The following is a 26894-nucleotide window of genomic DNA, read 5'->3' as shown; positions in this document are numbered from 1 at the left end:
GCGAATTTTCGCCCCATTTTCATCCCCTCTACTTTCCTTCAAGGGAGAAAAACATGTCCTCACGTAGAGAACTGGCGAATGCGATTCGTGCGCTCAGCATGGACGCGGTACAAAAAGCAAAATCAGGCCATCCAGGTGCGCCGATGGGCATGGCGGATATTGCCGAAGTGCTGTGGCGCGATTTCCTGAAGCATAATCCGACCAACCCCGCCTGGGCTGACCGCGACCGCTTTATTCTCTCTAACGGTCACGGCTCTATGCTGTTATATAGTCTGCTGCATCTGAGCGGCTACGATCTGCCGATTGAGGAATTGAAAAACTTCCGTCAGCTGCATTCCAAAACCCCGGGCCACCCGGAGATTGGGTATACGCCTGGCGTGGAAACCACTACCGGTCCGCTGGGCCAGGGGCTGGCTAACGCGGTAGGTCTGGCAATTGCCGAGCGCACGCTGGCTGCGCAGTTTAACCGCCCTCAGCATGAGATTGTCGATCACTTCACCTATGTTTTTATGGGCGACGGCTGTCTGATGGAAGGTATTTCGCATGAGGTTTGTTCACTGGCGGGAACCCTGGGCCTTGGCAAGCTGATCGGTTTCTATGACCATAACGGCATTTCTATTGATGGTGAAACCGAAGGCTGGTTTACCGATGATACGGCAAAACGCTTTGAAGCCTACAACTGGCATGTGGTTGGCGACATTGACGGTCACGATCCTGACGCGGTTGCTGCAGCGATCAAAGAGGCGCAGAGCGTTACCGATAAGCCCTCTCTGATTATTTGCCGTACCATTATCGGTTTCGGTTCGCCGAACAAAGCGGGTAAAGAAGATGCGCACGGCGCGCCGCTGGGCGATGACGAGATCGCGCTAACGCGTAAACAGCTGGGCTGGAATCATGCGCCGTTTGAAATTCCACAGGATATTTATCAGCAGTGGGATGCCCGACAGACAGGCGAACAGCATGAAAAAGCCTGGAACGAGAAATTTGCCGCTTATAAAGCCGCCTTCCCGGAGCTGGCTGCGGAATATACACGCCGTATGACCGGTGGCATGCCGGAAAACTGGCAGCAGGAAACACAGAAGTTTATCGAACAGCTGCAGGCTAATGCCAATAAAATCGCCAGCCGTAAAGCATCACAGAATGCGCTGGAAGCCTACGGTAAACTGCTGCCGGAATTCCTTGGCGGCTCTGCGGATCTGGCACCCAGCAACCTGACAATTTGGTCAGGCTCGAAATCGATTAAAGACGATCCGGCGGGTAACTATATTCACTACGGCGTTCGTGAATTTGGCATGACAGCGATTGCCAACGGCATCGCGCATCATGGCGGTTTTGTACCTTATACCGCCACCTTCCTGATGTTTGTGGAATATGCGCGTAACGCGGCACGTATGGCAGCGCTGATGAAAGCACGCCAGATCATGGTTTATACCCATGACTCTATCGGACTGGGTGAAGATGGCCCAACCCATCAGCCAGTTGAGCAGTTAGCCAGCCTGCGTCTGACACCGAATATGAGCACCTGGCGTCCTTGCGATCAGGTAGAAACTGCCGTGGCGTGGAAACATGCGATTGAGCGTCATAACGGCCCGACCGCGCTGATTCTGTCGCGTCAGAACCTGATGCAGCCGGAGCGCACGCCGCAGCAGCTGGCAGATATCTCTCGTGGCGGCTATATTCTGCGCGACAGCGAAGGCACGCCAGAAGTGATCCTGATCGCCACCGGTTCTGAAGTGGAGATTACCCTGGGCGCGGCCGAGAAATTGACGCGTGCCGGACATAAAGTACGTGTGGTTTCTATGCCATCAACCGACCTGTTTGATAAACAGGATGTGGCTTACCGTGAATCGGTGCTGCCTTCCACCGTTACCGCTCGCGTGGCGGTAGAGGCAGGCATCGCTGATTACTGGTACAAGTATGTTGGCCTGAACGGAGCGATTGTTGGCATGACCACCTTCGGTGAATCCGCGCCAGCCGATAAGCTGTTCGCTGAGTTCGGCTTTACCGTTGAAAACATCGTTAGCCATGCCGAAGCACTGTTGAAACCGCATTAACAGGTAAAGAGAGAAAAAAGCACGCCATCGGGCGTGCTTTTTTATGCATGTCATTTCTCTGAGAATAAGGAACTCCGGCCACCACTTTCCTGATGCGCGCTCTGGATAAGTTAATAACATTATTTATGCAGCACCGCATTGAGCTATTAATAATAGCGGCACACAGAATAAAACAACTCCACAAGAATAAATCGAGCATTTAATTATAACGCGTTAATTGCTTAACTATTAATATAACTTTCTGGCTTTCTAACCATTAAAATAACCCAGCACACCTCACAAATTTCTTTATTTCATCTTCTTTCATTTTTAGGACTGCACTACCCTTCCCGCTAAGGATCGTAATTAGAAGGAGCTTAGCGATGGCCGAGAGCATGATATTTCCAGCCATAAAACTGCCCTGCCTGCTTTTCGCCACCCAACATAAAATGGATGATTACGGTGCGCCTGATATGCTGTATGGCGACCTCTCCGCTGAGGTGCTGCGCCAGCAATATCATCTGCGCGATATCTCCACGCGCATCGATCCCTATACCCACCCTAACCGTGAAGAGTGCGCCCGCATTCTGTTTGATGAGTTTCGCGATCTGTCAGATATGTTTTCATTTTATGGTGATTATAAAAGCCTGGCGCGCACCATGATCACGCATATGCAGTATGGCAACGGCGCGGTTTTCAGTGATCCGCTGCTGGATCAGGCAATGGCGGAGCATAGTTCTATGGAAAGCTCTCTTAATGCTATTTTAAAAAATATTCAAACCTATATTGACTGGGAAATAAAAACCTTGCCAGAGTCAGCTATTCAAGATTTAACAGATTCGATAGGGGAAAGTTATTTACCCAGATTTGACAACTTTACCGATCGGTTTAATGGTTTAGGCATCACAATACATGATACCTGGGCAACCCATATTATTCTGGAGAGCTTGTTAATTAAAAAGGACTCTTTTACTGCCATAATAAAATACCATATCCAGGATCACTTTGGTTTGGATGCAGAAGATATAAGCAATAATTTTTATCGGCAGTTTCGCATTTTCAGGATATGGTTCTATCTTCAACACATAAATAACTATTCTTTCAAACCATTCATCAGCGACATTTTTTTAACGAAAGAAATACGAGTAGGCCGCTATGATAAGATATAAATTTTTTATATTTACTATAGTAGCGACCCTACTACTTTTAACATATCAAATACTATTTCCCGTAAAAATCATTGGCATTCATAAGCCAGGGAAAACCTCAACCGTGGTTATTGTAAAAAATTTCCCTATAACAAGAGCTGGGAAAATCTCCTGGTGGAGGAAAAATCATAATCAGATTAGTAAAGAATTTCCATTTATTAACTCTCCACAAAACCACAGAATTGTATTCTTTGAAGCGGAGTATAAAAAACATTCCGGCACCGACCAGGATAGCGATCTGCTCTGTTTTAAAGATATGCCCGGCGACGTTAACTGCGTATCCAAAGAAAACCGCCCACTACTGATATGGCACTATCCTGATGGGCATACCGAGTATGAAACCGAAAACTTCTTTCAGCGTTTTCTTCGTCATTTTTAATCACTACAAATATGAGGTCAGGAAGTGATTAACCATTACTAACCACAAACACAGGAGTTAAGGATGAGCATCGATCTTTTTTTAAAAATCGAAGGTATAGAGGGAGAAGCAAAGGATGCCAATCATAAAGGGTGGATCACGCTCTCTGGTTTCAACTGGGGGGCCAGTCAGCCGGGCAATATGCAAACGGGTGGGGGGGGTGGCGCTGGTAAGGTTACCTGGCGCGACCTCACGGCTAATGCGTTGATTGATCGGTCGACGCCAGCGATTTTACGCTACCTTTCCAGCGGCAGACATATCAATAAGGTCGAGCTTTCTGCCTGCAAAGCCGGCGATCCGCAGATTGAATATATGCGCATTACCCTGGAGGAAGTGCTGTTAACTAACCTCACTTACAACGGCACCAGCGGCAATGAACAGGTTGGCATGACCTATAGTTTCCAGTCAGCCAGGGTGCGCCAGCAGTACTGGGAACAGACGGAAAAAGGTGGCAGAGGCGCAGAAATCGCGGCCGGCTGGAATATCAAAGAAAATAAAGAACTGTAGCGTTAATTATCTGCCGCCGCCTTTTTGCGGCGGCTTGTTTGGTAAGGTTGTTAAAAGGAACTTGGCAATGACAGATAATTTATTATCACCAGCCATAAAACTGCCCTGCCTGCTTTTTGCCACCCAGCATAAAATGGACGACTACGGTGCGCCCGATATGCTGTATGGCGATCTCTCCGCTGAGGTGCTGCGCCAGCAATATCATCTGCGTGATATCTCTACGCGTATCGATCCCTTTAACCACCCTAACCGTAAAGAAAGCGCCCGCATTCTGTTTAAGGAGTTTCGCGATCTGTCAGATATGTTTTCATTTTATGGTGATTATAAAAGCCTGGCGCGCACCATGATTACGCATATGCAGTATGGCAACGGCGCGGTTTTCAGTGATCCGCTACTGGACCAGGCGATGGCGGAACATAGTTCTATGAAAACGTTTCTTAATTTTTTGTCTGAACGGTTCACACAATATAATATGGTCACGAAAGAAGGTATTATAGATATCCCCGTTGAGGATATATTAAAGCAAATTAGTCAAACTAAGTTACCTAAATTTAATAATCTTCAGGATAGTTTTAACAGCCTGGGGATCACTGTTCATGATATATGGGCAACGCATATTTATCTTGACTCATTCAAAGTCGAAGGAAATCGTTTTTTTGCCACCGTAAGGTTTAAATTCCAGGACCATTTTGGCTTAGACACTACGGATATCAGCAATACTTTTTACCGTAATTTCCGTATATTCCGCATTTGGTTTATCTTGCAAAGATGGCAAGGCTATGGCTTCCGTCCATTCCTTACAGAGTTCAATTTCGTTGCAAAATTTCAAGGTGATTTAAAAAATGAGAAAAATTGCTTTTCTTCTTATTTCCCTGGCGTTCGCCGTCATTTTTTATCGACTCTGCTATCCAGCAAGAATTATTGACATTCACCACACTTCAAAACATTCAATAGCATTAGTTGTTGAATATTTCCCCTGGACTAAAAAAGGAAAAATAAGGTGGTGGGAGAAGCATCGTGAAGAAATTTTCAAACAGTTAAAATTTAATGAAAGCATTTATTCAATATATATTTATAACACCCATTATAAAAAGGATTCCGGCACTGATCAGGACAGTGATCTGCTCTGTTTTGATGATATGAATACCGAAGCTAATTGCATATCAAAAGAGAATCAACCCTTGGTTATTCACCATTATCGTGACGGCCATACCGAATATCAAACCGAAAACTTCTTTCAGCGTTTTCTTCAGCATTTTTAATCACTACAAATATGACGTACTGGGAACAGACGGAAAAAGGTGGCAGAGACGCAGAAATCGCGGCCGGCTGGAATATCAAAGAAAATAAAGAACTGTAGCGTTAATTATCTGCCGCCGCCTTTTTGCGGCGGCTTGTTTGGTAAGGTTGTTAAAAGGAACTTGGCAATGACAGATAATTTATTATCACCAGCCATAAAACTGCCCTGCCTGCTTTTTGCCACCCAGCATAAAATGGACGACTACGGTGCGCCTGATATGCTGTATGGCGATCTCTCCGCTGAGGTGCTGCGCCAGCAATATCATCTGCGTGATATCTCTACGCGTATCGATCCCTTTAACCACCCTAACCGTAAAGAAAGCGCCCGCATTCTGTTTGATGAGTTTCGCGATCTGTCAGATATGTTTTCATTTTATGGTGATTATAAAAGCCTGGCGCGCACCATGATTACGCATATGCAGTATGGCAACGGCGCGGTTTTCAGTGACCCGCTGCTGGACCAGGCGATGGCGGAACATAGTTCTATGAAGCAAGCCGTTGAATTAATTAGTACTATATTATCTCAATATAGTGTGGCAACCAAAAACGGCACAGTTAATATATCTTTTGATGGGATAAAAAAAGATATTAATGAAATAAGACTTCCAAAATTTAATGGGTTTTTAGATAGGTTCAATAGTTTAGGCATTACCGTTCATGACATCTGGTCTACACACATTTATCTTGATTCGATTGAATCTAAAGGGCATAATTTTACAGCAAAAATAAGATTTAATTTTCAGGACCATTTTGGTTTAGATACCGCAGATATAAGCAATACATTCTACCGTAACTTCCGTATATTCCGCATTTGGTTTGTATTGCAACGGTGGGAAGGGTATGGTTTCCATCCGTTTTTTACTGAAACTAGTTCTGTCACAAAAATTCAAGGCACCTTAAAAAAATGAAAAAAATTATTATTTTTTTCCTGTCATTGCTTTTTATAACTGCTGGTTACCACCTGTATTACCCAACCAGAGTTATTGGCATCCATCATACTTCTGAACATATACTAGTAATAGTTGTTGAACATTTCCCCTGGACTAAAAAAGGAAAAATAAGATGGTGGGAGAGGCATCGTAACGACATATTCAATCAGGTAAACTTCAAAGAAAATGTTTACTCTATATATATTTACAACACCCATTACAAAAAAGATTCCGGCACCGATCAAGACAGCGATCTGCGATGTTTTGAAAAGATGAATACCGCAGCCAACTGTATATCCAAAGAGAATCGCCCGTTGATAATCAGGCGCTATCGAGATGGCCATACCGAGTACACAACGGAAAGCATCTTCCGCCGTTTCTATTAACGGTTCAAAAACAGCGAGGCGGCTGCATGAAGCCGTTAATGCGGATGCAGCTTGCGATCTCCTGGTTGCAAAGCTCTCTGTTGCCTGCGCTCCTGCTGCTATCGCCACGCTCCTGACGCTTCGCAGAGAGGAAAAATTTCTTTGCTTCCCCCTTTCCGTTATTGAGAAAACGATTACTATACCCGTCATATTTCAGGTTGCAGATGCGCTGGTTTTCTTCACTCCCCCGGTCATTTACTGATGTAAACATCCGGGATTCACTGTGTCGCCGCCTTGCTGCAACCCGGATTATTTAGGGTAATATCATTTACCTTCCGCTAAACCTTGATGGATCTGCCTCCGTTGAAAACTCGTTTTTATTTGCTGGCTGCACTGTTTGCCACGCTGCCGCTGCGCGGCCAGGCGCAGTCTTCGCCCGACCCGCTTCTGGCTTCACAAATTGTCGATCGTTATGCTGAGCATATTTTTTATGGCAGCGCCGCTACCGGCATGGCGCTGGTCGCTATTGATGGTAATCAGCGAGTTTTTGCCAGCTTCGGCGAGACCCGCCCCGGCAACGAGACGCGCCCGCAAAAAGATTCGTTAATCCGTATCGCCTCGATAAGCAAACTGATGACCAGTGAAGTGATGCTTAAAATGGCGGAACGGGGACAGGTTAGGCTTGACGATCCTTTGGCTAAGTATGCACCGCCCGGCTCGCGCGTGCCTGACTATGCCGGACAGCCGATGCGTCTGATCCATCTTGCTACCCATACCAGCGGGCTGCCGCGTGAACAGCCCGGCGGCAAAGCGGGGCGCCCGGTATTTGTCTGGCCGACAAAAGCCGATCGCTGGAGCTGGCTACGGCAGGCGCAGCTGAATACACCGCCAGGCGTACGCGCCGCCTACTCTAACATCGCCTATGATTTACTGGCGGATGCGCTCTCCCGCGCGGCAGGCACGCCTTATCCGGCGCTGTTTCGTCAGTTGATTACCCGACCATTAGGCATGAAAGACACCACGTTCACTCCTTCACCAGACCAGTGCAAACGTCTGATGGTGCCGGAGCGCGGCGCCAGCCCCTGCATCAATACGCTGGCAGCCATTGGCAGCGGCGGTGTCTATTCAACGCCGGAGGATATAGGCCGCTGGATGCAGCAATTTTTGAACTCCGATATTAATACGCGCACGCCACAAACCGATCGTCTGCAAACGCTGATCTATCAGCGCAGCCAGTTAACTAAAGTAGAAGGTATGGATGTGCCAGGTAAAGCTGCGGCGCTGGGTATGGGCTGGGTCTATATGGCACCTGAAAACGGTCATCCCGGCATTATGCAAAAAACCGGCGGCGGCGGCGGCTTTATCACCTATATGGCGATGATCCCGCAGTACAATGTTGGCGTATTTGTGGTAGTGACCCGTACCAGTTTGACGCGCTTCCGCGCCATGAGCGATGGGGTAAATGATCTATTGACTGAACTGGCAGGCAACCAGCAAGGCTCGCCAATCAGGGTGCAGGAAATTCGTTAAGGTAGCGGCGGATAATAGCGCCGCCGCTCAGGGCGGTGACGGACGCTGGCTCACCCACAGGGTGGGCCATTCGTCACTGCCATGCCAGGCGTCACAGGTTCCCTCTTCGGCATACTCAGCCAGCGCAAATTCCTGACCGTTAAACTGCCAGCGGGTAGCAATACCGCAATCGCCCAGCCCACGCCCTTTTGCATAGGTAAAAAGTTGTGCATTAGCCGCATCATACTCTGCATTAATTATCTCCAGCAGCCTGTCACTGCGGCCCGGCGGTACAAAAGGCAACGACAGCGTCAGGCGACGTGATAGCCAGGGCTGGGTGCGGGTGACTTCAAAGGCCAAATCAATCATGTTGTAGGCCCCCATTTCACAGCTCACCAGCAGCAGAGCCTTGCTGTCAGTGAGTGGGGCCACGCTGACTTCGCGGCGCATCGGGTCCAGCGAACACTCATCGGCACTTACACGCCAGGTTCCGTAATCGATCAGGCCGGTGGTTTCCTCACGCGTTAAGGGCGTCGCGGGACGCTCCGAAAGACGCATTACTGGCGCTGCCGGTTCCGGCGGCACATCCCACACGCTGCGGCTGCCGCGCTTTACCCAGGCGCTCAGGCTACCGACACGCCCCTGGACATCATCCATCAGCAGCAGCGCCGCCTTAAGTCCATGCAGTGAAATTGTGGACTGGGGTCGCCATGTAAGCTGGATATTATCAGCATCCATGATTTGCGTGAGAAACTCATCGATAGCGATGGGATGGCTGGTTACCAGGTGATGCGGTTCCACCGCCCAGTGTTTAAAATCAGGACGCAGACGCTTCTGATCGAGCAGCAGGTTATCCTGCAACGCCGCGCCCTTTAAATCACCGGTATAACGATTACCATAATCAATACGCAATATGGGACGATCGTTGACGCCCGCATAGCGAGAGAGCGTCATTACCAGTCCATTTTCGCCGGTGATATTTCGTGCCACACAATAATTAAGGTTATTACAGGTAATCTGCCAGTCGGTAAATATTTTCTGTAACGGAGTCGCCTGCACGCTGGCAATGAAAAGGAAAGGCAACAACAGCGATTTCATCCAGTAAGGCATTTAATAACCCAATCCCTAAATTAGTTCATTGATGATAGCGCAACGACAGCGGTTCAACATGCCTTTCTCTGGTTATACAAGAAAACAGGTCTGCAACCGGGAACAAACCAGGGTGATAACCTAACGTTACAATTTATCATCCTGTGCCGCTCTGTTTATCTCAATCGGATTTCTCGGACTCTTTAATCATCTCTGCAAACGGTCATATCCTCACAAGCGGTCATCATCAGTCACACTGATTTTGCTGGCAAGAAACGCGGGTATGGCATCACTGAATGCCGGAAGAGTGAAAGAACAAGAGTTTTTGTGATGCATGTCACATAAAAATGATATGCCATATTTTATTTACATAGCAATTAAGCATCATATCCGTTATTTGGCCGTTACGTTTTTGTATACCCTTAATTTTTTCTCAGGGTATATTTTGCGATCCCGATTTCTTGGGTTTTTATTACACCGCAGGCATTTTTTTACCTGCTGAGCGCCAGCGGCAAATATTGAGGAATTAAATCTCAATAGCTGGATGCCAGGCTGGTTAAATTATGCCGGAGGTCACAGGAAACTATTCTTCGCAATCTGACGCAGATGAAAAAAGGAATTTACAACGTCGCCATGGCGACGCGGTTATTAACCAGTCCTCATCAGGGAGTCAAAATTACCGCCGTGCCGCATTTAGAATATGAAGTCACTTTTCGCCAGCGAACAATGAGAACGAGCAGCACCTCCTCTGTTTAATTATATGCTGAAGCCAGACGCAGCGGCTCTGTAGCGATGCGCTGGCCTGGCTACAGGCACATTCGGCATAGAAAACGGAACGAATTGAGCCAGAAAATTTTGCAAGGCCAGGGCAAAACCCTCGCCTGGTAAGCATCGGCGCCTCAGGCGTGCAGCCAGCCAGCCTGCTGCGCGTACTGCAACAGCATGATGGTTTTGCCGTCGCGAATTTCACCGTTTTTAATCATTGCCAGCGCCTGTGGAAAAGGCAGCTCCAGCACTTCAATTGATTCATCTTCCACGCCGCCACCCGCATTATCCCGCTGTGATTCATCATACTCAGCGGCAAAAAAATGTAGTAGCTCTGTTACGCCGCCCGGCGACATATAAGCCTCAAACAGCTTCTCTACTTTGCCAACGGCGTAGCCGGTCTCTTCAATTGCTTCTTTGCGAATGCAGTCTTCCGGCGAATCATCATCAAGCAGCCCGGCGCAGGTTTCGATCAGCATGCCATTCTCATTGCCATTAACAAAAGTAGCCATACGGAACTGTCGGATCAGAACCACGCTGTTCTTTTCGCGGTTATAAAGCAGAATGGTGGCGCCATTGCCGCGATCGTAGACTTCCCGCTTGTGGCGTATCGTCTCACCGCTGCTGGTAGTGAGTTCATAGGTATAGTTACGCAGGACAAACCAATTTTCTGACAGCAGCTTATCTTTGATCAGCTTGATATGGGCAGGCATAGCGGCTCCGAAAATAAACAGGGAGCCTGCAATCATAAAACTGCCGCAACGAGAAAACTATCCGAATTGCGTCAGGGATAACGGGAAACTGTCTCTGTACTGGGGAATGGAGAAGATGCCGCAGGCCAGAAGACCTGCGGCTGAAGCCATCAGTGGCGGTTACGCACCAGCTGATAACGACGGGTCAGATACTCTACCGGCGCGCTCCAGATATGCACCAGACGGCAGAACGGGAACAACAGGAACAGCGTCATGCCCAGCACCATATGAACTTTATAGATCAGCGCCACGCCTTCCAGATGCGCTGCCGCACCCGCATGGAACGTGACTATGGCCTGTGCCCAGCCAACCAGCTTCATCATTTCGCTGCCATCCATATGGTGAGCAGAGAAAGGAATCGTCAGCAGGCCAAGCGTTGCCTGAGCTACCAGCAACGTCAGGATCAGAATATCGCCGGTGCTGCTGGTAGCGCGCACGCGCGGATTGGTCAGACGGCGTTTCAGCAGCAGACCGCCGCCTATCAGCGTCATCGCGCCGCAGATGCCGCCAGCCACCATCGCCAGTTGCTGCTTCACGGCGATCGGCAGGAAAGATTCGTACATCCAGTGCGGCGTCAACATGCCGACCAGATGACCAAAGAAGATGCCGATAATGCCGATATGAAACAGGTTAGATGCCAGGCGCATCCCCTTTTTATCCAGCATCTGGCTGGAGCCTGCGCGCCAGCTGTATTGCCCGTAGTCGTAACGCAACCAACTGCCGACCAGAAAAACCGTCCCGGCCAGATAAGGATAGATATTAAAGAAAAACAGATTCAAGAATTGCATGATCAGCGTCCTGTCATTCCTGTGGTGGCTTGCGCCACGTCCAGATACTGTGGCGCAACGGCACCGGCAAAGCGGCGCTGATGCGCTTCCTGCTGTGCTGAGGCGCAGCCCTGTTCACCCAGGAAGCGGATTTGTTCCTCTTCCCAGACCGCATCCAGCGCCTGCGGCGTATCGTCGCGCGCCTCCTGTGCCACCTGTGTCTCCAGCGCATCGGCAGCGACGCCGCTGTCAGAGAGCGCCAGCAGCACGTCAAGCAGATCGGCCCAGCGGCTATTGCGCTGGCGCAGTCGCGCACTCAGCAATGCCAGAATCGGCGCAACGTCCACTAATCCTTCACGCGCCTCCTCAGGGCTACGGCTGCTGAGATATTCCAGGTAAAGCGGCAGGAAATCTGGCAGTTCACGACTGTCCAGCGCCAGTCCGGCAGCACGATACTGTTCCATCAAATCGACCATCGCCTGACCGCGATCGCGGGATTCGCCGTGAACATGCTCAAACAGCAGCAGTGAGGTAGCGCGTCCACGATCGAACAGTTCACAGTAGTCAGCCTGCAGATCGAGCAGCGGTCGGGCGCTGAAATCGCACACCACGGCCAGCAGTTGCGCACGCAGTTGCTCATTTAGCTCGCTGGCGGAGGCCAGCGCCTCCTCCAGCTCCTGCTGATGCTCGAATAACGCCCGATCGGGATAATCCAACAGGCGACCAATAATTCTTAGCGCCATCATGAGGCATCCTCCCGATTCCCGGTTTTGCGTGTAATATCAACCGCATCAATGCGACGGGTATTAAACAGGTTAAATTTGCTGTCGCTGCCGTGGCAGCCATCACCGAAGCTAAAGCCGCAGCCTTTGCTTTCCGGGAAGGCCTCACGCGCCAGCTCGCGGTGGCTGGAAGGCACTACAAAGCGATCTTCATAGTTGGCGATCGCCAGATAGCGGTACATTTCCTGAGCCTGCGCCTCTGTGAGACCTACCTGCTCCAGCGCGCTGGTATCCACCACGCCGTCCACGCTTTCCGCACGCTTGTAGTGACGCATCGCCAGCATACGTTTCAGCGCCAGCAGCACCGGCGCGGTATCGCCTGCGGTCAGCAGATTAGCCAGATACTGCACCGGAATACGCAGGCTTTCTACGTTTGGCAGCACGCCCTGTTGATCCAGCACGCCCGCATCGGCAGCTGACTGAATCGGCGATAAAGGCGGCACATACCACACCATCGGCAGCGTGCGGTATTCAGGATGCAGCGGCAGCGCCAGCTTCCAGTCCATGGCCATTTTATAAACCGGCGATTTCTGCGCTGCGTCGATCACACTTTGCGGGATGCCATCTTTTAGCGCCTGTGCGATAACAGCCGGATCGTGCGGATCGAGGAAAACGTCCAGCTGGCTTTGGTAGAGATCCTGCTCGTTCTCCACTGCTGCTGCCTGCTCGATACGATCTGCGTCATACAGCAGCACGCCTAAATAGCGAATGCGGCCCACGCAGGTTTCGGAGCACACGGTCGGCTGGCCCGCTTCGATACGCGGATAGCAGAAAATACATTTTTCTGATTTGCCGCTTTTCCAGTTGAAGTAGATTTTTTTATATGGGCAGCCGGTCAGACACATACGCCAGCCGCGGCATTTGTCCTGATCGATCAGCACAATGCCATCTTCCCCACGCTTATAGATGGCGCCGCTTGGGCAGGTGGCGACACAGGCCGGATTCAGGCAGTGTTCGCACAGGCGCGGCAGATACATCATGAAGGTGTTTTCGAACTGTCCGTACATCTCTTTCTGGATGTTATCGAAGTTTTTATCCTGGGAGCGTTTAGAAAATTCGCCGCCAAGGATCTCTTCCCAGTTCGGGCCACCTTCGATTTTTTTCATGCGCTGGCCGGTAATCAGCGAGCGCGGACGCGCGATCGGCTGATGCTTGCCAGCAGGGGCATTGTGCAGATGCTGATAATCAAAATCGAACGGCTCGTAGTAATCATCCAGCGCCGGGACATCCGGGTTGGCGAAAATTTTAGACAACAGGCCGACGCGGCTGCCCATGCGCGGCTGTAGCTGACCGTTGATTTTACGGATCCAGCCGCCTTTCCATTTTTCCTGATCTTCCCAGGCGCGGGGATAGCCAACGCCCGGTTTGCTTTCTACGTTGTTAAACCAGGCATACTCCATGCCTTCGCGGCTGGTCCAGACGTTTTTACAGGTTACCGAACAGGTATGGCAGCCGATGCATTTGTCGAGGTTTAACACCATACCGACTTGCGAACGAATTTTCATTGCTGAGCCTCCTGGCGGGAACCCTGGCACTCGTCGTTGCCTTCGCCATCTAACCAATTGACATTGTTCATTTTTCTTACCACCACAAACTCATCACGATTCGAACCTACGGTACCGTAATAGTTGAAGCCGTAGGCCAGCTGCGCATAACCGCCAATCATATGGGTCGGTTTCGGGTAAACGCGCGTTACTGAGTTATGAATACCACCGCGCTGACCGGTGATTTCCGCCCCCGGAATATTCACGATACGTTCCTGCGCGTGATACATCATGGTCATACCGGCAGGGACGCGCTGGCTGACCACGGCACGCGCGGTCAGAGAGCCGTTGGCGTTAAAGGCTTCGATCCAGTCGTTGTCTTCAATACCCAGGTCTTTGGCATCTTCCTCGCTCATCCAGACAATCGGCCCACCGCGCGACAGCGTCAGCATCAACAGATTGTCGCTGTAGGTTGAGTGAATGCCCCATTTCTGGTGTGGCGTCAGGAAATTCAGCGCTTTTTCCGGGTTGCCGTTCGGCTTTTTATTCAGCAACGGCTGCACGGCTCGCGTATCTACCGGCGGACGGTAAACCAGCAGGCTTTCGCCGAAAGCGCGCATCCATTCATGATCCTGATAGAGCTGTTGACGACCGCTCAGCGTACGGAACGGAATCAGCTCATGGATATTGGTGTAACAGGCGTTATAAGAGACATGCTCATCTTCCAGACCAGACCAGGTTGGGCTGGAGATGATTTTACGCGGCTGCGCCTGAATATCGCGGAAGCGGATTTTTTCATCTTCCTTATTCAGCGCCAGATGCGTATGGTCACGACCGGTGATTTTGCTCAGCGCGCCCCAGGCTTTTACCGCGACCTGTCCGTTGGTTTCCGGCGCCAGTGTCAGAATCATTTCCGCCGCGTCAATTGCGCTGTCAATCATCGGACGGCCCGCTGCCGGCCCTTCATGCTTAACGTAATTGAGCTTTTTCAGCAGCTCGATTTCTGTATCGGTGTTCCAGCTGATGCCTTTACCGCCGTTGCCCAGCTTATCCATCAAGGGTCCAATGGAGGTGAAGCGTTCCCAGGTGGCCGGATAATCACGTTCAACGGTGATGATATGCGGCGCGGTTTTACCCGGGATAAGATCGCACTCGCCTTTTTTCCACTCTTTCACGCCGAACGGCTGCGCCAGTTCTGCGGCAGAGTCATGCTGCATTGGCAGGGTCACCACATCGGTTTCTTTGCCAAGGTGGCCGTGACAAACTTCCGAGAAGCTTTTGGCAATGCCTTTGTAAATTTCCCAGTCGCTCTTCGCTTCCCAGGCGGGATCGACAGCGGCCGAAAGCGGATGAATAAACGGATGCATATCCGAGGTATTCATGTCGTCTTTTTCATACCAGGTTGCCGTCGGCAGCACGATATCGGAGTAGAGGCAGGTGCTGGACATACGGAAATCGAGCGTTACCACCAGATCCAGTTTGCCTTCACCACCGTTATCCTGCCATTCCACTTCCTGCGGCTTGACGCTGCCCTGCTCGCCCAGGTCTTTGCCCTGAATGCCATTTTCCGTACCCAGCAGGTACTTCAGCATGTATTCATGGCCTTTACCGGAAGAGCCCAACAGGTTGGAACGCCAGACAAACAGGTTACGCGGGAAGTTCTGTGGATTATCCGGCTGCTCTGCCGCAAAGCGCAACGAGCCCTGTTTCAGGCTGTCAACGGTATAGTCGATCGGCGTCTGACCAGCAGCCTGCGCTTTGGCCGCGATATGCAGCGGGTTAACAGAGAGCTGCGGCGCAGACGGCAGCCAGCCCATACGTTCGGCGCGCACGTTAAAATCGATCAGGCTGCCCTGGAAACGCGATTTATCCGCCAGCGGTGAGAGCAGAGTGGCGGTTTCCACCGTTTCATGACGCCACTGGCTGGAGTGGTTATAGAAGAAAGAGGTGCCGTTCATATGGCGTGGCGGACGTTGCCAGTCCAGACCAAATGCCAGCGGTGTCCAGCCGGTTTGCGGACGCAGTTTTTCCTGGCCCACATAGTGCGCCCAGCCGCCGCCGCTCTGTCCGACGCAGCCGCAGAACACCAGCATATTGATCAGCCCGCGATAGTTCATATCCATATGGAACCAGTGATTCATACCGGCACCGACAATGATCATGGAACGACCATGGGTTTTTTCCGCGTTTTGCGCGAACTCGCGTGCGATACGGATAATCTGCTCGCGGGATACGCCGGTGATTTTCTCTGCCCAGCCCGGAGTATAAGCTTTGATCTCATCGTAACTGGTGGCGCAGTTAGCATCATCCAGACCACGATCAAGGCCATAGTTAGCCAGCGTCAGATCGTAAACGCTGGTCACCAGCGCTTCGCTGCCGTCGGCCAGTTTCAGGCGTTTAACCGGCAGTTTATGCAGCAGGATTTCATCCAGCGCCACGCTGTTGAAATGTTCGCTTTCGATACCGCCGAAGTAAGGGAAGCCGACCTCCGCCACCTCATCGTGGCTACCCAGCAGGCTCAGCTGTAGCTCAACATCCCGCTGCGAACCGCCTTCACGCGCTTCAAGGTTCCATTTGCCCTCTTCGCCCCAGCGATAGCCGATAGAGCCCAGCGGCGCTACCAGTTCACCGCTCAGGCTATCAAGCGCGATGGTTTTCCATTCCGGGTTATTTTCCTGGCCGAGGTTATCCACCAGATCGCTGGCGCGCAGCATACGACCCGCCGCGTAATAGCCGCCTTCACGTGGTTCCAGCATCACCAGCATCGGCATATCGGTATAGCGACGCACATAATCACGGAAATAGGGCACTTCGCGATCGAGATGGAACTCTTTCAGCATCACATGGCCCATCGCCAGCGCCATTGCGCTGTCGGTGCCCTGTTTCGGGTTTAGCCAGAGATCGCACAGCTTGGCGACTTCCGCATAGTCCGGCGTCACCGCCACGGTTTTGGTGCCTTTGTAGCGTACTTCAGTGAAGAAGTGGGCATCCGGCGTACGCGTCTGCGGTACGTTGGAACCCCAGGCGATAATATAGGAAGAGTTATACCAGTCGGCGGATTCTGGTACGTCGGTCTGCTCGCCCCAGGTCATCGGCGAAGCGGGCGGCAAGTCGCAGTACCAGTCGTAAAAGCTCAGGCAGGTACCGCCAATCAGCGACAGATAACGCGCGCCGGCGGCGTAAGAGACCATCGACATTGCCGGGATCGGCGAGAAACCAATAATACGGTCTGGCCCAAAGGTTTTTGCGGTGTACACATTCGCAGCGGCGATAAGCTCATTGACTTCCTGCCAGCTGGAACGCACAAATCCACCGCGTCCACGCGCCACTTTATAACTTTTCGCTTTTTCAGGATCGTTGATGATAGAGCCCCAGGCATCAACCGGATCGCTGTGCCGCGCTTTGGCTTCACGCCATAATTTCACTAACCGCTTGCGCATAAGTGGATATTTCAGGCGATTGGCACTATATAAATACCATGAGTAGCTGGCGCCGCGTGGGCAACCGCGTGGCTCATGGTTAGGCAGATCCGGACGAGTGCGCGGATAGTCAGTCTGCTGCGTTTCCCAGGTGACCAGTCCGTTTTTGACATAGATCTTCCAGCTACATGAACCGGTGCAGTTGACGCCGTGCGTAGAACGCACGATTTTGTCATGCTGCCAGCGGCTGCGGTAACCATCTTCCCAGTCCCGGTTAGTATTAAGTGTCTGGCCGTGTTGACCAGCAAAGGGTTCGGCTAGTTGTTTAAAATAGCGAAACCGATCCAGAAATTTGCTCATCCGGAATTCTCCTGAAGGCTCGGTGTTGTTATAAATGGCTAAACGACATTGCGTATGGTGTGGGTATCAGCCTACTGAGCTGATAACGCTGGCCGCTTGATTGCGATCAAGTCAGCACGGCGAAGCGGTTCCCGCCTGCGCCCTCTTTACTCCTTAAGTAGTAACTCCTGCCCAGTGCTAACCTCATAATTTGAATGGATAAATTTCATGCGGCATAGCCAGTACTTCGGGTTTCTGCGGCTACCAGCTATTTAGGAGTACGGCGCGTAAGGAACAATGAAAAAAACCGGCTTTGTCGGTATGACAAAAGCCGGTTTTGGCGATTAGCGCGCAGCCTTGCGACCGTAGACTAACCAGGTGATCAAAATGCAAACCACATAGAACGCCAGGAAGATTTTCATCGCGCCAGCCGGTGAACCGGTCATCGCCAGTGAAATACCGAAGGTTTGCGGAATAAAGAAGCCGCCTGCCGCGCCGATGGCGGAAATAAAGCCCAGCGCGGCTGCCGTATCGGTCACCGCTTCCTGCTGCGCCTGCTGATCGCTACCGCCGCGTGCTTTTACGCTATCCCAGGTAATTTTACGGAAGATCACCGCTATCATTTGATAGGTGGAACCGCTACCCAAACCTGCGGTTAAGAACAGCACCATAAAGATGCCGAAGAACAGCGGGAACGAACCGCCCTCTCCCTCTACTGGCAGCGACAGAAACAGCAATCCGGTAAATAACGCCATCACGATAAAGTTAATTAGCGTGACGCGAACGCCGCCAAAGCGGTCAGAAATCACCCCGCCCGCAGAACGAGCCAGCGCGCCCAGCAGCGGACCAAAGAAGGCGTACTTCATGATCACGATCTCTGGAAACTGCGTTTTTGACAGCATGGCGAAACCAGCGGAGAACCCGATAAATGAACCGAAGGTAGCCAGATAAAGCAGGCTCAGCCCCCACAGGTGCGCGCGTTTTAATACCGGCAGCTGTTGACGCAGAGAGGCTTTAGACGCGGCGAGATCGTTCATACCGAACCAGGCGGCAAGCGTGGCGATAAACAACAGCGGCACCCAAATCCAGGCGGCATTTTCCAACCACATATGGTCGCCGTCGCTGGTCACCTGTCCCTGGCCAAAATAGCCAAAAATCGCCATTGAGATGGCCAGAGGCGCCAGCAGCTGCATGACGCTTACGCCCAGATTGCCCAGGCCGCCGTTAATGCCCAGCGCGCCGCCCTGCTGCGCTTTTGGATAAAAGAAACTGATATTGCCCATACTTGAAGCGAAGTTTGCGCCGGCAAAGCCGCAAAGCAGGGAGATCAGAACAAACACCGCAAAAGGCGTTTGTGGATTTTGTACGGCAAAACCGAGCCACAAACAGGGGATCAGCAGAAAGCCGGTGCTGAAAGCAGTCCAGCGGCGACCGCCAAACAGAGGAATAACGAAAGAGTAAGGCACACGCAGCAGCGCGCCAGAAACGGAAGGTAAAGCAGTCAACAGAAAAAGCTGATCGGTTGTAAAGTTAAAGCCAACTTTATTTAAGTTAACGGCAACGGTGCTAAACAGCATCCAGACGCAGAATGCCAACAACAGGCAAAAAACAGAAATCCATAAGTTACGGCTTGCAATACGTTTACCGCTCTGCTGCCAGAATTCTGCATCTTCCGGCTGCCAGTTTTGGATAACGGCACCTGATGCTTTTTTTTCTGACGGCGTGGCTAAATTTGACATAATAACCCCGATGATGAAATGAGAACTGCGCACATCCTGCCTGGTCGTTAGCGGTGCGGAGTTGACATAAATCAACGGGGCGGCAATTAATTTCAGGCAGCAATTGTGTCTTAACCACTAAATGAGTAGTGTTTGCCCTGAAAACAACTTTAATAAAAACAGATAATTAAAAAACAAGAATCGCTACCGTTAAAGATTTTAATCTCCTTTGCATTTACTTTTGCTACCTATTTATAGGTATAAAACATCTTTTAAGAATAATGAAAAATAGCTGGCGACAGTGCTGTTTTCACTGAAACCGGCTTTCGTTATGTCTTATGCAGCGTTGCAGATGCTGACAACACCATGATTAACCGGAGCCTGTATGACTATCCACGATGACGCCGCCACTATCCTGTTGATCGACGATCATCCGATGTTGCGTAACGGCGTTAAACAGCTGATTAGCCTGGATTCGCAGTTAAAGGTGATCGCCGAAGCAGGCAATGGCGAACAGGGTCTGGCACTGGCCGAGCAGCTCGATCCTGATTTAATTTTACTTGATTTGAATATGCCGGGGATTAACGGGTTGGAAACGCTCGATCTCTTGCGCCGTATCGATCTTTCGGGCCGGATCGTCGTGTTTACCGTTTCAAACGATGAAGAAGATGTGGTTAGCGCGCTAAAGCGTGGCGCAGATGGTTATCTGCTGAAAGATATGGAACCCGAAGCGCTGCTGACCTCACTGCATCAGGCCGCTGCGGGCCAACTGGTCTTAAGCGAGACTCTGACTTCGGTTCTGATTAGCAGTCTGCGCGAAACGCCGCCTGCGACTCGACGCGATCTGCAGCAGCTTACCCGAAGGGAGCAGGATATTTTGCGACAAATCGCGCGTGGGCTCCCGAATAAAACTATCGCCCGTAAACTCAATATCACCGAGAGCACGGTAAAAGTGCATGTTAAACATCTGTTAAAGAAGCTGCAGCTAAAGTCGCGGGTAGAAGCGGCGGTCTGGTATTTACAACATAAGATGGGAAGTTAAGACGCGGCGGACGACTGGTTGATCGTCCGCCGCCAGACTCTTATTTAGAAGGGTTTTCTTTTAACGGCGCGGCTGGCTGCGCATCGTCATGAGCCTGCTCATGCTCGGTCATGGCAACCGCATGGACGCGCTTACGCACGCCAAACCACCCCAAAACCAGCACCACGGCGAGCAGCGGCAGAGAAGCCACGGTATAGGTTCCGTTAGGGTAGTCAAACGCCATCAGCACCAGCACACTCACCAGAAACAGCAGCGTCAGCCATGATGTCACCGGCGCGCCTGGTAGCTTAAAGCTAACGTCATCGGCCCTGCCTTCCTTGATCGCCTTACGCAGACGCATCTGGCAGACAATAATAAATGCCCAGGTCGAAAGAATACCCAGCGAGGCGATGTTAAGTACGATTTCAAACACCTGTGACGGAACATAATAGTTCAGCGCAACGCCCACTATATAAACGCCGATGGTAACCAGAATACCGGCGTAAGGCACCTGCTGGCCGCTCATTTTTGACAGAACCTGCGGCGCAGAACCGCCCATCGCCATTGAACGCAAAACGCGTCCGGTGGCATAAAGGCCAGAGTTCAGGCTGGAAAGCGCCGCACTCAGTACCACAATATTCATGATACTGCCGATATAAGGCACGCCCAGCTTTGAGAAGAAAGTCACAAACGGGCTTTGTCCGGCCTGATAAGCATTCCACGGCAGCAGCAGCACCAGCAGCGTCACGGAGCCGACATAAAACAGGCCAATACGCCAGATCACGCTGTTAATCGCTTTCGGCAGCACCTTCTTCGGCTCTTTACATTCCCCTGCCGCAATCCCCACCAGCTCTATCGAGGCAAAAGCGAAAACCACGCCCTGCACCAGAACCAGTGCTGGCAACAGCCCATGTGGGAACATGCCGCCGTTATCTGTGATCAAATGGAAGCCAGTGGTATTGCCATCCAGCGGTTTACCGCTGCCCAGGAACACCACGCCCACCACCAGGAAAATCATAATGGCCAGCACTTTTACCAGCGCAAACCAGAACTCCATCTCAGCAAACCATTTCACGCCGATCAGATTCATCGAGCCGACAATAACCAATGCACCCAGCGCAAACATCCACTGCGGCACATCACCAAACGCGCCCCAGTAGTGCATATAGAGTGCTACGGCGGTAATGTCCACGATACCGGTCATCGCCCAGTTAACAAAGTACATCCAGCCAGCAACGTAAGAAGCCTTTTCACCTAAAAACTCGCGCGCATAGGAAACAAAGCTGCCGCTGGAGGGACGATGCAGCACCAGTTCGCCAAGCGCACGCAAAATAAAGAAGGAAAAAATACCGCAAACGAGATAAACCAGCGCCAGCGCCGGACCTGCAGCCTGTAAGCGCGCGCCCGCGCCGAGAAACAGACCGGTTCCTATTGCGCCGCCGATGGCGATCATCTGTACCTGACGGTTACCCATCGCCTTGTCGTAACCAGCATCATGTGAATTCAGCCAGCGTCTTCTGGCAGCGCGTTGATCCGCCGCCGTTTTCTTGGTTGCTTTCATTGCCTATCCTGTTGTCCTGTCCGATAAAGGAGCGCCTGTCCGCTCAGCTCTCTTCGCCCCTTAATAAACAAACGATTGCGTTATAAAGAGCTGAAGGAATAAATCCGCTATAGATCTGGGTCTTTTAATGTGGCGACACAGCGAATTTACGGCGATGAATCCTAACCTTTCTGTTAATGGGAAGCAAAACTCCCATGGTGAAAATTTTTACCCTTTTTGTCATTTTTGTAACACGGATAAAAGTATCGGCGTGAAGAGGCAGAAAACGGTAATTGACCCAATTCCATCGATATTTGACATTCAGGCTACTCACCTGGCTGAGCGCCCTGCTCTTATAGTGATGGCACGTTAGCATTTCAGGCATGCATGCCTTATTCGGCGGGCGCTACCGATACCGCGAGTGCAAAATCATCTGGAGCAAAACATGAAACTGACCCAAATACGCAACGCAACATTACGCCTTGATTACGCAGGAAGCCGCTTTCTTATCGATCCGGTTTTAGCTGACAAGGAAGCCTGGCCTGGTTTTCCCGGCACAGCGCGCTCACATCTACGTAATCCGCTTGTTGAGCTACCGGTCGCCATTGATGAACTGTTGAAGGTTGACGCCGTTATCGTTACCCATACTCATCTGGATCACTGGGATGAGGCAGCTCAACACGCTATACCCAACGACATGCCGATCTTCGTTCAGCATGAAAATGATGCCGCGCTTATCCGTTCGCAGGGGTTCACTGAAGTTCGCGTATTGCAGGATGAGAATAGCTTTGCTGACATCACTATCATTAAAACCGATGGTCAGCATGGCAGCGATGAAGCCTATGCTAATCCTGAAATGGCGGCTATGCTCGGCGATGCCTGCGGCCTGGTGTTGCGTCACAATAGCGAAAAAACGCTCTATATTGCGGGTGATACCATTTGGGTTAAGCCTTATGTGGATACGTTGCAGACGTGGCAGCCTGATGTCGTGGTTCTCAACGCTGGCTTTGCGCAGGTGGATGGCTACGGCGCTATTATCATGGGGAAAGAGGACGTTCTGCGTACCCATCAGATTCTGCCCCATGCGACGATCGTCGCTTCGCATCTGGAGGCGATTAATCACTGTGTACTGACACGTGCTGAGATACGTGAATATGCGCATCAGCAGAGCATTGAGCAGAGCGTACGGATCCCGGAAGATGGCGAAACGCTGGTGTTCTGAATCCAGCCCATCCGGCCTATTAAAACATACCGGACAATGGCCTGACGCCGCATCATAAAACAGGGATAGCCGTAATGGCTACGGCATATCCTCTTTGTTTGAATCGGGAGGTAATTTTTGACCACTCCAACAGTTGCCGTTATTGCCACCGCTGGCGTCAGTTCATTTCACTTTTCCGTTCCGTGTATTATTTTCGGTCAGGCAATGCCTGAGCCGGATCGCTTTGATTTGCAGATCTGTGCTGAAAGGCCCGGTATGCTGCCGTCAGATAGCGGCCTGATGATCAGGGTGAAAAACGGGCTGGAATTGCTAGAAACGGCAGATATTATCATCGTTCCTTTCTGGAGCCATCCCGAAGAAAAGCCTGCGCAAGTGTTACTTGATGCGTTAACGGCCGCCTGGCTCCGGGGCGCTGAGATAGTGGGATTATGTCTGGGAACCTATGTTCTTGCCTACGCCGGCCTGCTGGAAAATCGGCGGGCTGCGACCCATTGGGAATATGAACGCGACTTTACGCAGCGCTTTCCAAATGTATATCTTGATACCAATGCGCTTTATATTAACGATCGGCGTTTGATTACCTCTGCGGGGACGGCCGCCGGCATCGACTGCTGTCTGTATATTGTCCGCGAGCGTTATGGCAGCGCTCTGGCTAACAAAATTGCGCGCAGGATGGTGACGCCGCCCTACCGCGAAGGCGGCCAGGCGCAATATATTGCCCGTCCGGTACCCGAAACCACGCGCGATAACACCATTAATGAACTGATAGATCACCTGCGCCGTCATCTGGATAAACCGCATAAACTTGATGCTCTGGCCAGGTTCGCCAATATGAGCCGTCGCACCCTTACCCGGCATTTCTTTTCTGCTACCGGATTAACCCCTGGCGACTGGCTTAACAGAGAGCGCCTTCAGCGCAGTCAGGAGTTGCTGGAGTCCACCGATCACAGCGTGGAAAAAATTGCCTCCATGGCAGGCTTTCAGTCGCCGGTTTCCTTTCGTCAGCGTTTTAAAGCTAAATTTGCTATCAGCCCAAGTGAATGGCGGCGCACTTTCCGCGGGCCTGACAGCCAGCTGGTGAATAAACAGAATGGATAACCGCACTACCTGCGCTTAATTTGACTTAACACCGCTGCGCACGCGCAGGTTTCGGGCTATTATTGCCCCCCTCTTTTCTGGGTTAAGTTTTCTTATGCTGAAACGCTCCGTTACCAGTTCTATTGCGCGTGCGCTGGCCGGCATCGTTATTCTTTCGGTGCTCTCCACCAGCCTGGCGTTACTGACCCTGTCCGGCAGCCTGCGCGATGCGGAAATGATTAATATTGCTGGCTCACTGCGAATGCAAAGCTATCGCCTTGCCTGGGATCTTGACAGGCGCTCTCCCGAACTGGAAGCGCATCTGCGTTACTATCAGCAGTCGTTGAATGCGCCGGTACTGCAACATCTGAACCGGTTCTACGTGCCGCAAAACGTGCGTAATCGTTATCAGCAGCTCCAGTTATCCTGGCCCCTGCTGCGGGCAGATTTAACCAGCAGCGATCCTACCCGCTATTCGCAACATGTGGCGCATTATGTCAGTGAAATCGATCGCTTTGTTTACGATCTGCAACGCTATGCGGAACGTAAAATGCAGCTGGTGGCGTTGACCAGCGCGCTGGGTTTTATCGCCATCGTAGCGCTGGCATTCTGGACTATCCGCCTGACGCGCCGACAGGTCGTCAAACCACTGAACCAACTGGTCACCGCCAGCCGCTATATCCAACAGGGTAATTTTAACTACCCAACGCTGGATACAACATTAGCAAATGAACTGGGCCTGCTGGCAAATACCTTTAATCGCATGTCCGGCGAGCTGGAGCGTCATTACAGCGAGCTGGAAAACACCGTTAAGGCGCGCACGGCGGATCTGATGGCTGCGCACCAGACCATGACCATTTTATACGAGGCGTCACAGGCGCTGGCCGTAAGCAGTCTTGGTCATCCAACCATTACACAGGTCATGGAGATCGTTTTTACCCGTGCCGGCCTGAACGCGCTGACATTAGATGCCGGGGAAAACTGGCAGATTGCGCTGGGAACGCCGCAACCGGATAAAAACTGGCAGCGACTGACGCTACAACAGGAAAATCAACCGGGCGGCGAGATGCGCTGGCAGGAAGGCACCAGGGAAACCTCTGCGCCGCTGATGCAAAGCGTTGGCAATTTGCTGTCGCGCGCTATCTGGATCCATCAGGCGCAGAAACAGCAGCAGCAGCTGCTGTTGATGGAAGAGCGCGCCACTATCGCCCGCGAGCTGCACGATTCGCTGGCGCAGGCGCTCTCCTACCTGCGTATTCAGCTAACCTTACTGAAGCGCAACATGAACGCCGATCAGCAGCCAGCGCAGCAGATTGTCAGCGACGTCGATCAAGGGCTGGCAGAAGCCTATCGCCAACTCCGCGAACTACTGAATACCTTTCGCCTGTCGGTGGACGAAGCCTGTCTGCCTGCCGCGTTGCAGGCGATGCTGACTCCGCTAAAACAGCAAACCAGCGCTGAGATCGATCTGCACTGTTCCTCTGGCTTTGATGCGCTTACGGCTCAGCAGCAGGTGCATGTATTACAGATTGTCCGCGAGGCGGTGTTGAATGCCATCCGCCATGCGAACGCCAGACAGATTAAGGTAAGCTGCGACACGCAGGAAAACGGCGAATATCAAATTGTTATTAGTGACGATGGCTGCGGGCTGAGCACCGTTGAGGAGCCAGCGGGTCATTATGGACTGACGATTATGCATGAACGGGCACAGCGCCTGGGCGGTAGCTTACAGCTGGATACCACGCCGCAGCAGGGAACGCGGTTGCTGTTACTTTTTCCTTCACAAACAACTGAAACGGTGGCGAATTAATCGCCCTCGTTATTCTTTTTTACTCAGCCAGCCACTGCTGGCGGTCTGGTCCGGGGAGTATTATGAACAACCGACATTTTACCGTGATGCTGGTCGACGATCATCCACTGATGCGCCGGGGAATTCGTCAGTTGCTGGAGTTAAACAGCAGTTTTGACGTGGTAGCCGAAGCCAATAATGGCACCGAAGCGCTGGCTGAAGCTCGCCGCCTCTCTCCCGATGTGATCCTGCTGGATTTACATATGAAGGGCATGTCCGGCCTTGATACCCTGAAGGCGCTGCGCAATGAAGGGGTCGCAGCGCGTATTCTGGTGTTAACCGTTTCTGATGCCCGCAGCGATATTTACGCTATGCTGGATGCGGGCGCAGACGGCTATCTGCTTAAAGACAGCGAACCGGAACTGCTGTTACAGCAAATTACCGAAGGCGCGCAGGGTCAAAACGTCTACAGCCGCATCGTGCGCGACTATCTGGCGACGCGCGGCCACAGCGCCAATCCGTTCCAGACGTTAACAGAACGTGAGCTGGATGTTTTGCAGGAGGTGGCACGCGGGCTCTCGAATAAAGAGATCGCCCTCGCCCTGCATATTTCCGAGGAGACGGTAAAGGTGCATATCCGTAATTTCCTGCGTAAGCTGGATGTGCGCTCACGCGTCGCCGCCACCGTGCTGTGGCTGGAAAATAAACATAGCTAGGCTTTTTTTCATCAAAGGCGCTTTTCGGCACGATAATTTACACTTTCTTCTCTTTTCCTCCACGTTTCTCTGTGGGTGGGCGCGTAAAGTGATTTGGCATGCAACCGCACTGAATCGATATACAAAGCGTGCCCTGTTGCTGGTTG

Annotated in this window: 22 protein-coding genes; 14 read left to right on the top strand and 8 right to left on the bottom strand. The window is 51.5% G+C overall.

Features of this window, described 5'->3' with window-relative positions; translation table 11 throughout:
• The first annotated feature begins 53 nt into the window (after nt 1-53).
• The 9 genes from tkt (at nt 54) to ampH (ending at nt 8289) form a co-directional block, all read left to right on the top strand.
• Nucleotides 54-2054, top strand: coding sequence for a transketolase (tkt, locus tag ACQE3Y_RS01180; RefSeq protein WP_426971761.1), 2001 nt, complete (start codon nt 54-56; stop codon nt 2052-2054).
• Between the two features lie 362 nt (nt 2055-2416).
• The gene (locus ACQE3Y_RS01175; protein WP_426971760.1) at nt 2417-3202 is read left to right on the top strand and encodes a DUF3289 family protein; all 786 of its coding nucleotides are present in this window, start codon (nt 2417-2419) and stop codon (nt 3200-3202) included.
• The gene (locus ACQE3Y_RS01170) at nt 3189-3620 is read left to right on the top strand and encodes a DUF943 family protein (RefSeq protein ID WP_426971759.1); all 432 of its coding nucleotides are present in this window, start codon (nt 3189-3191) and stop codon (nt 3618-3620) included. The genes ACQE3Y_RS01175 and ACQE3Y_RS01170 overlap by 14 nt, the downstream gene beginning before the upstream one ends.
• A 63-nt stretch (nt 3621-3683) precedes the next feature.
• Nucleotides 3684-4166, top strand: a complete 483-nt coding sequence (locus ACQE3Y_RS01165) for an Hcp family type VI secretion system effector (RefSeq protein WP_426971758.1) — start codon at nt 3684-3686, stop codon at nt 4164-4166.
• A gap of 67 nt (nt 4167-4233) precedes the next feature.
• Complete coding sequence (locus ACQE3Y_RS01160) at nt 4234-5091, top strand: DUF3289 family protein (RefSeq protein WP_426980925.1); 858 nt, start codon at nt 4234-4236, stop codon at nt 5089-5091.
• Nucleotides 5009-5428 (top strand): DUF943 family protein, encoded by a 420-nt coding sequence (locus ACQE3Y_RS01155; RefSeq protein WP_426971757.1) that lies wholly within the window; start codon nt 5009-5011, stop codon nt 5426-5428. The genes ACQE3Y_RS01160 and ACQE3Y_RS01155 overlap by 83 nt, the downstream gene beginning before the upstream one ends.
• A gap of 39 nt (nt 5429-5467) precedes the next feature.
• Nucleotides 5468-6373, top strand: coding sequence for a DUF3289 family protein (locus ACQE3Y_RS01150; RefSeq protein ID WP_426980699.1), 906 nt, complete (start codon nt 5468-5470; stop codon nt 6371-6373).
• Nucleotides 6370-6780 carry a DUF943 family protein gene (locus tag ACQE3Y_RS01145; protein ID WP_426971754.1) on the top strand — a complete coding sequence of 137 codons (411 nt, stop codon included), beginning with the start codon at nt 6370-6372 and terminating at the stop codon, nt 6778-6780. The genes ACQE3Y_RS01150 and ACQE3Y_RS01145 overlap by 4 nt, the downstream gene beginning before the upstream one ends.
• 327 nt (nt 6781-7107) lie before the next feature.
• Nucleotides 7108-8289: a D-alanyl-D-alanine-carboxypeptidase/endopeptidase AmpH gene (gene ampH, locus ACQE3Y_RS01140; protein ID WP_426973026.1), complete on the top strand. Its 1182-nt coding sequence runs from the start codon at nt 7108-7110 to the stop codon at nt 8287-8289.
• A gap of 27 nt (nt 8290-8316) precedes the next feature.
• Here ampH and ACQE3Y_RS01135 read toward each other — a convergent pair whose 3' ends face one another.
• The 7 genes from ACQE3Y_RS01135 to ACQE3Y_RS01105 all read right to left on the bottom strand — a co-directional run bounded on the left by ACQE3Y_RS01135 (nt 8317) and on the right by ACQE3Y_RS01105 (nt 19404).
• Nucleotides 8317-9378, bottom strand: coding sequence for a DUF1176 domain-containing protein (locus ACQE3Y_RS01135; RefSeq protein WP_426971752.1), 1062 nt, complete (start codon nt 9376-9378; stop codon nt 8317-8319).
• An 878-nt stretch (nt 9379-10256) separates the two neighbouring features.
• Nucleotides 10257-10835, bottom strand: a complete 579-nt coding sequence (nudK, locus tag ACQE3Y_RS01130) for a GDP-mannose pyrophosphatase NudK (RefSeq protein ID WP_085072307.1) — start codon at nt 10833-10835, stop codon at nt 10257-10259.
• Nucleotides 10836-10984: 149 nt separating this feature from the next.
• The gene (narI, locus tag ACQE3Y_RS01125; protein ID WP_250650536.1) at nt 10985-11662 is read right to left on the bottom strand and encodes a respiratory nitrate reductase subunit gamma; all 678 of its coding nucleotides are present in this window, start codon (nt 11660-11662) and stop codon (nt 10985-10987) included.
• A 2-nt stretch (nt 11663-11664) separates the two neighbouring features.
• Nucleotides 11665-12387, bottom strand: coding sequence for a nitrate reductase molybdenum cofactor assembly chaperone (gene narJ, locus ACQE3Y_RS01120; protein WP_426980698.1), 723 nt, complete (start codon nt 12385-12387; stop codon nt 11665-11667).
• The gene (narH, locus tag ACQE3Y_RS01115) at nt 12384-13928 is read right to left on the bottom strand and encodes a nitrate reductase subunit beta (RefSeq protein WP_085070862.1); all 1545 of its coding nucleotides are present in this window, start codon (nt 13926-13928) and stop codon (nt 12384-12386) included. Before narH ends, narJ begins: the two co-directional genes overlap by 4 nt.
• Nucleotides 13925-17686, bottom strand: coding sequence for a nitrate reductase subunit alpha (locus ACQE3Y_RS01110; protein WP_250650538.1), 3762 nt, complete (start codon nt 17684-17686; stop codon nt 13925-13927). The genes narH and ACQE3Y_RS01110 overlap by 4 nt, the downstream gene beginning before the upstream one ends.
• Nucleotides 17687-18009: 323 nt before the next feature.
• The gene (locus ACQE3Y_RS01105) at nt 18010-19404 is read right to left on the bottom strand and encodes a NarK family nitrate/nitrite MFS transporter (RefSeq protein ID WP_250650539.1); all 1395 of its coding nucleotides are present in this window, start codon (nt 19402-19404) and stop codon (nt 18010-18012) included.
• Between the two features lie 364 nt (nt 19405-19768).
• Here ACQE3Y_RS01105 and narL point away from each other — a divergent pair, with 364 nt between their 5' ends.
• Nucleotides 19769-20425, top strand: a complete 657-nt coding sequence (gene narL, locus ACQE3Y_RS01100) for a two-component system response regulator NarL (RefSeq protein ID WP_426971747.1) — start codon at nt 19769-19771, stop codon at nt 20423-20425.
• Between the two features lie 40 nt (nt 20426-20465).
• Here narL and ansP read toward each other — a convergent pair whose 3' ends face one another.
• Nucleotides 20466-21965 carry an L-asparagine permease gene (gene ansP, locus ACQE3Y_RS01095; protein WP_426971745.1) on the bottom strand — a complete coding sequence of 500 codons (1500 nt, stop codon included), beginning with the start codon at nt 21963-21965 and terminating at the stop codon, nt 20466-20468.
• Nucleotides 21966-22389: 424 nt separating this feature from the next.
• On the opposite strand from ansP, the gene ACQE3Y_RS01090 reads away from it, so the two are divergent.
• The 4 genes from ACQE3Y_RS01090 (at nt 22390) to ACQE3Y_RS01075 (ending at nt 26748) form a co-directional block, all read left to right on the top strand.
• The gene (locus ACQE3Y_RS01090; protein ID WP_426980697.1) at nt 22390-23166 is read left to right on the top strand and encodes an MBL fold metallo-hydrolase; all 777 of its coding nucleotides are present in this window, start codon (nt 22390-22392) and stop codon (nt 23164-23166) included.
• Between the two features lie 117 nt (nt 23167-23283).
• A complete protein-coding gene (locus tag ACQE3Y_RS01085; RefSeq protein ID WP_426971743.1) occupies nt 23284-24264 on the top strand; it encodes a GlxA family transcriptional regulator in 981 nt (326 codons plus the stop codon).
• 94 nt (nt 24265-24358) lie between these two features.
• A complete protein-coding gene (gene narQ, locus ACQE3Y_RS01080; protein WP_426980696.1) occupies nt 24359-26053 on the top strand; it encodes a nitrate/nitrite two-component system sensor histidine kinase NarQ in 1695 nt (564 codons plus the stop codon).
• Between the two features lie 62 nt (nt 26054-26115).
• Nucleotides 26116-26748 carry a response regulator gene (locus ACQE3Y_RS01075; protein WP_250650543.1) on the top strand — a complete coding sequence of 211 codons (633 nt, stop codon included), beginning with the start codon at nt 26116-26118 and terminating at the stop codon, nt 26746-26748.
• Nucleotides 26749-26894: the final 146 nt, after the last annotated feature.

This window comes from Pantoea sp. FN0305 (assembly GCF_050113845.1).
GTDB lineage: Bacteria > Pseudomonadota > Gammaproteobacteria > Enterobacterales > Enterobacteriaceae > Mixta > Mixta alhagi.
This window is presented reverse-complemented; position numbering and strand designations above follow the sequence as displayed.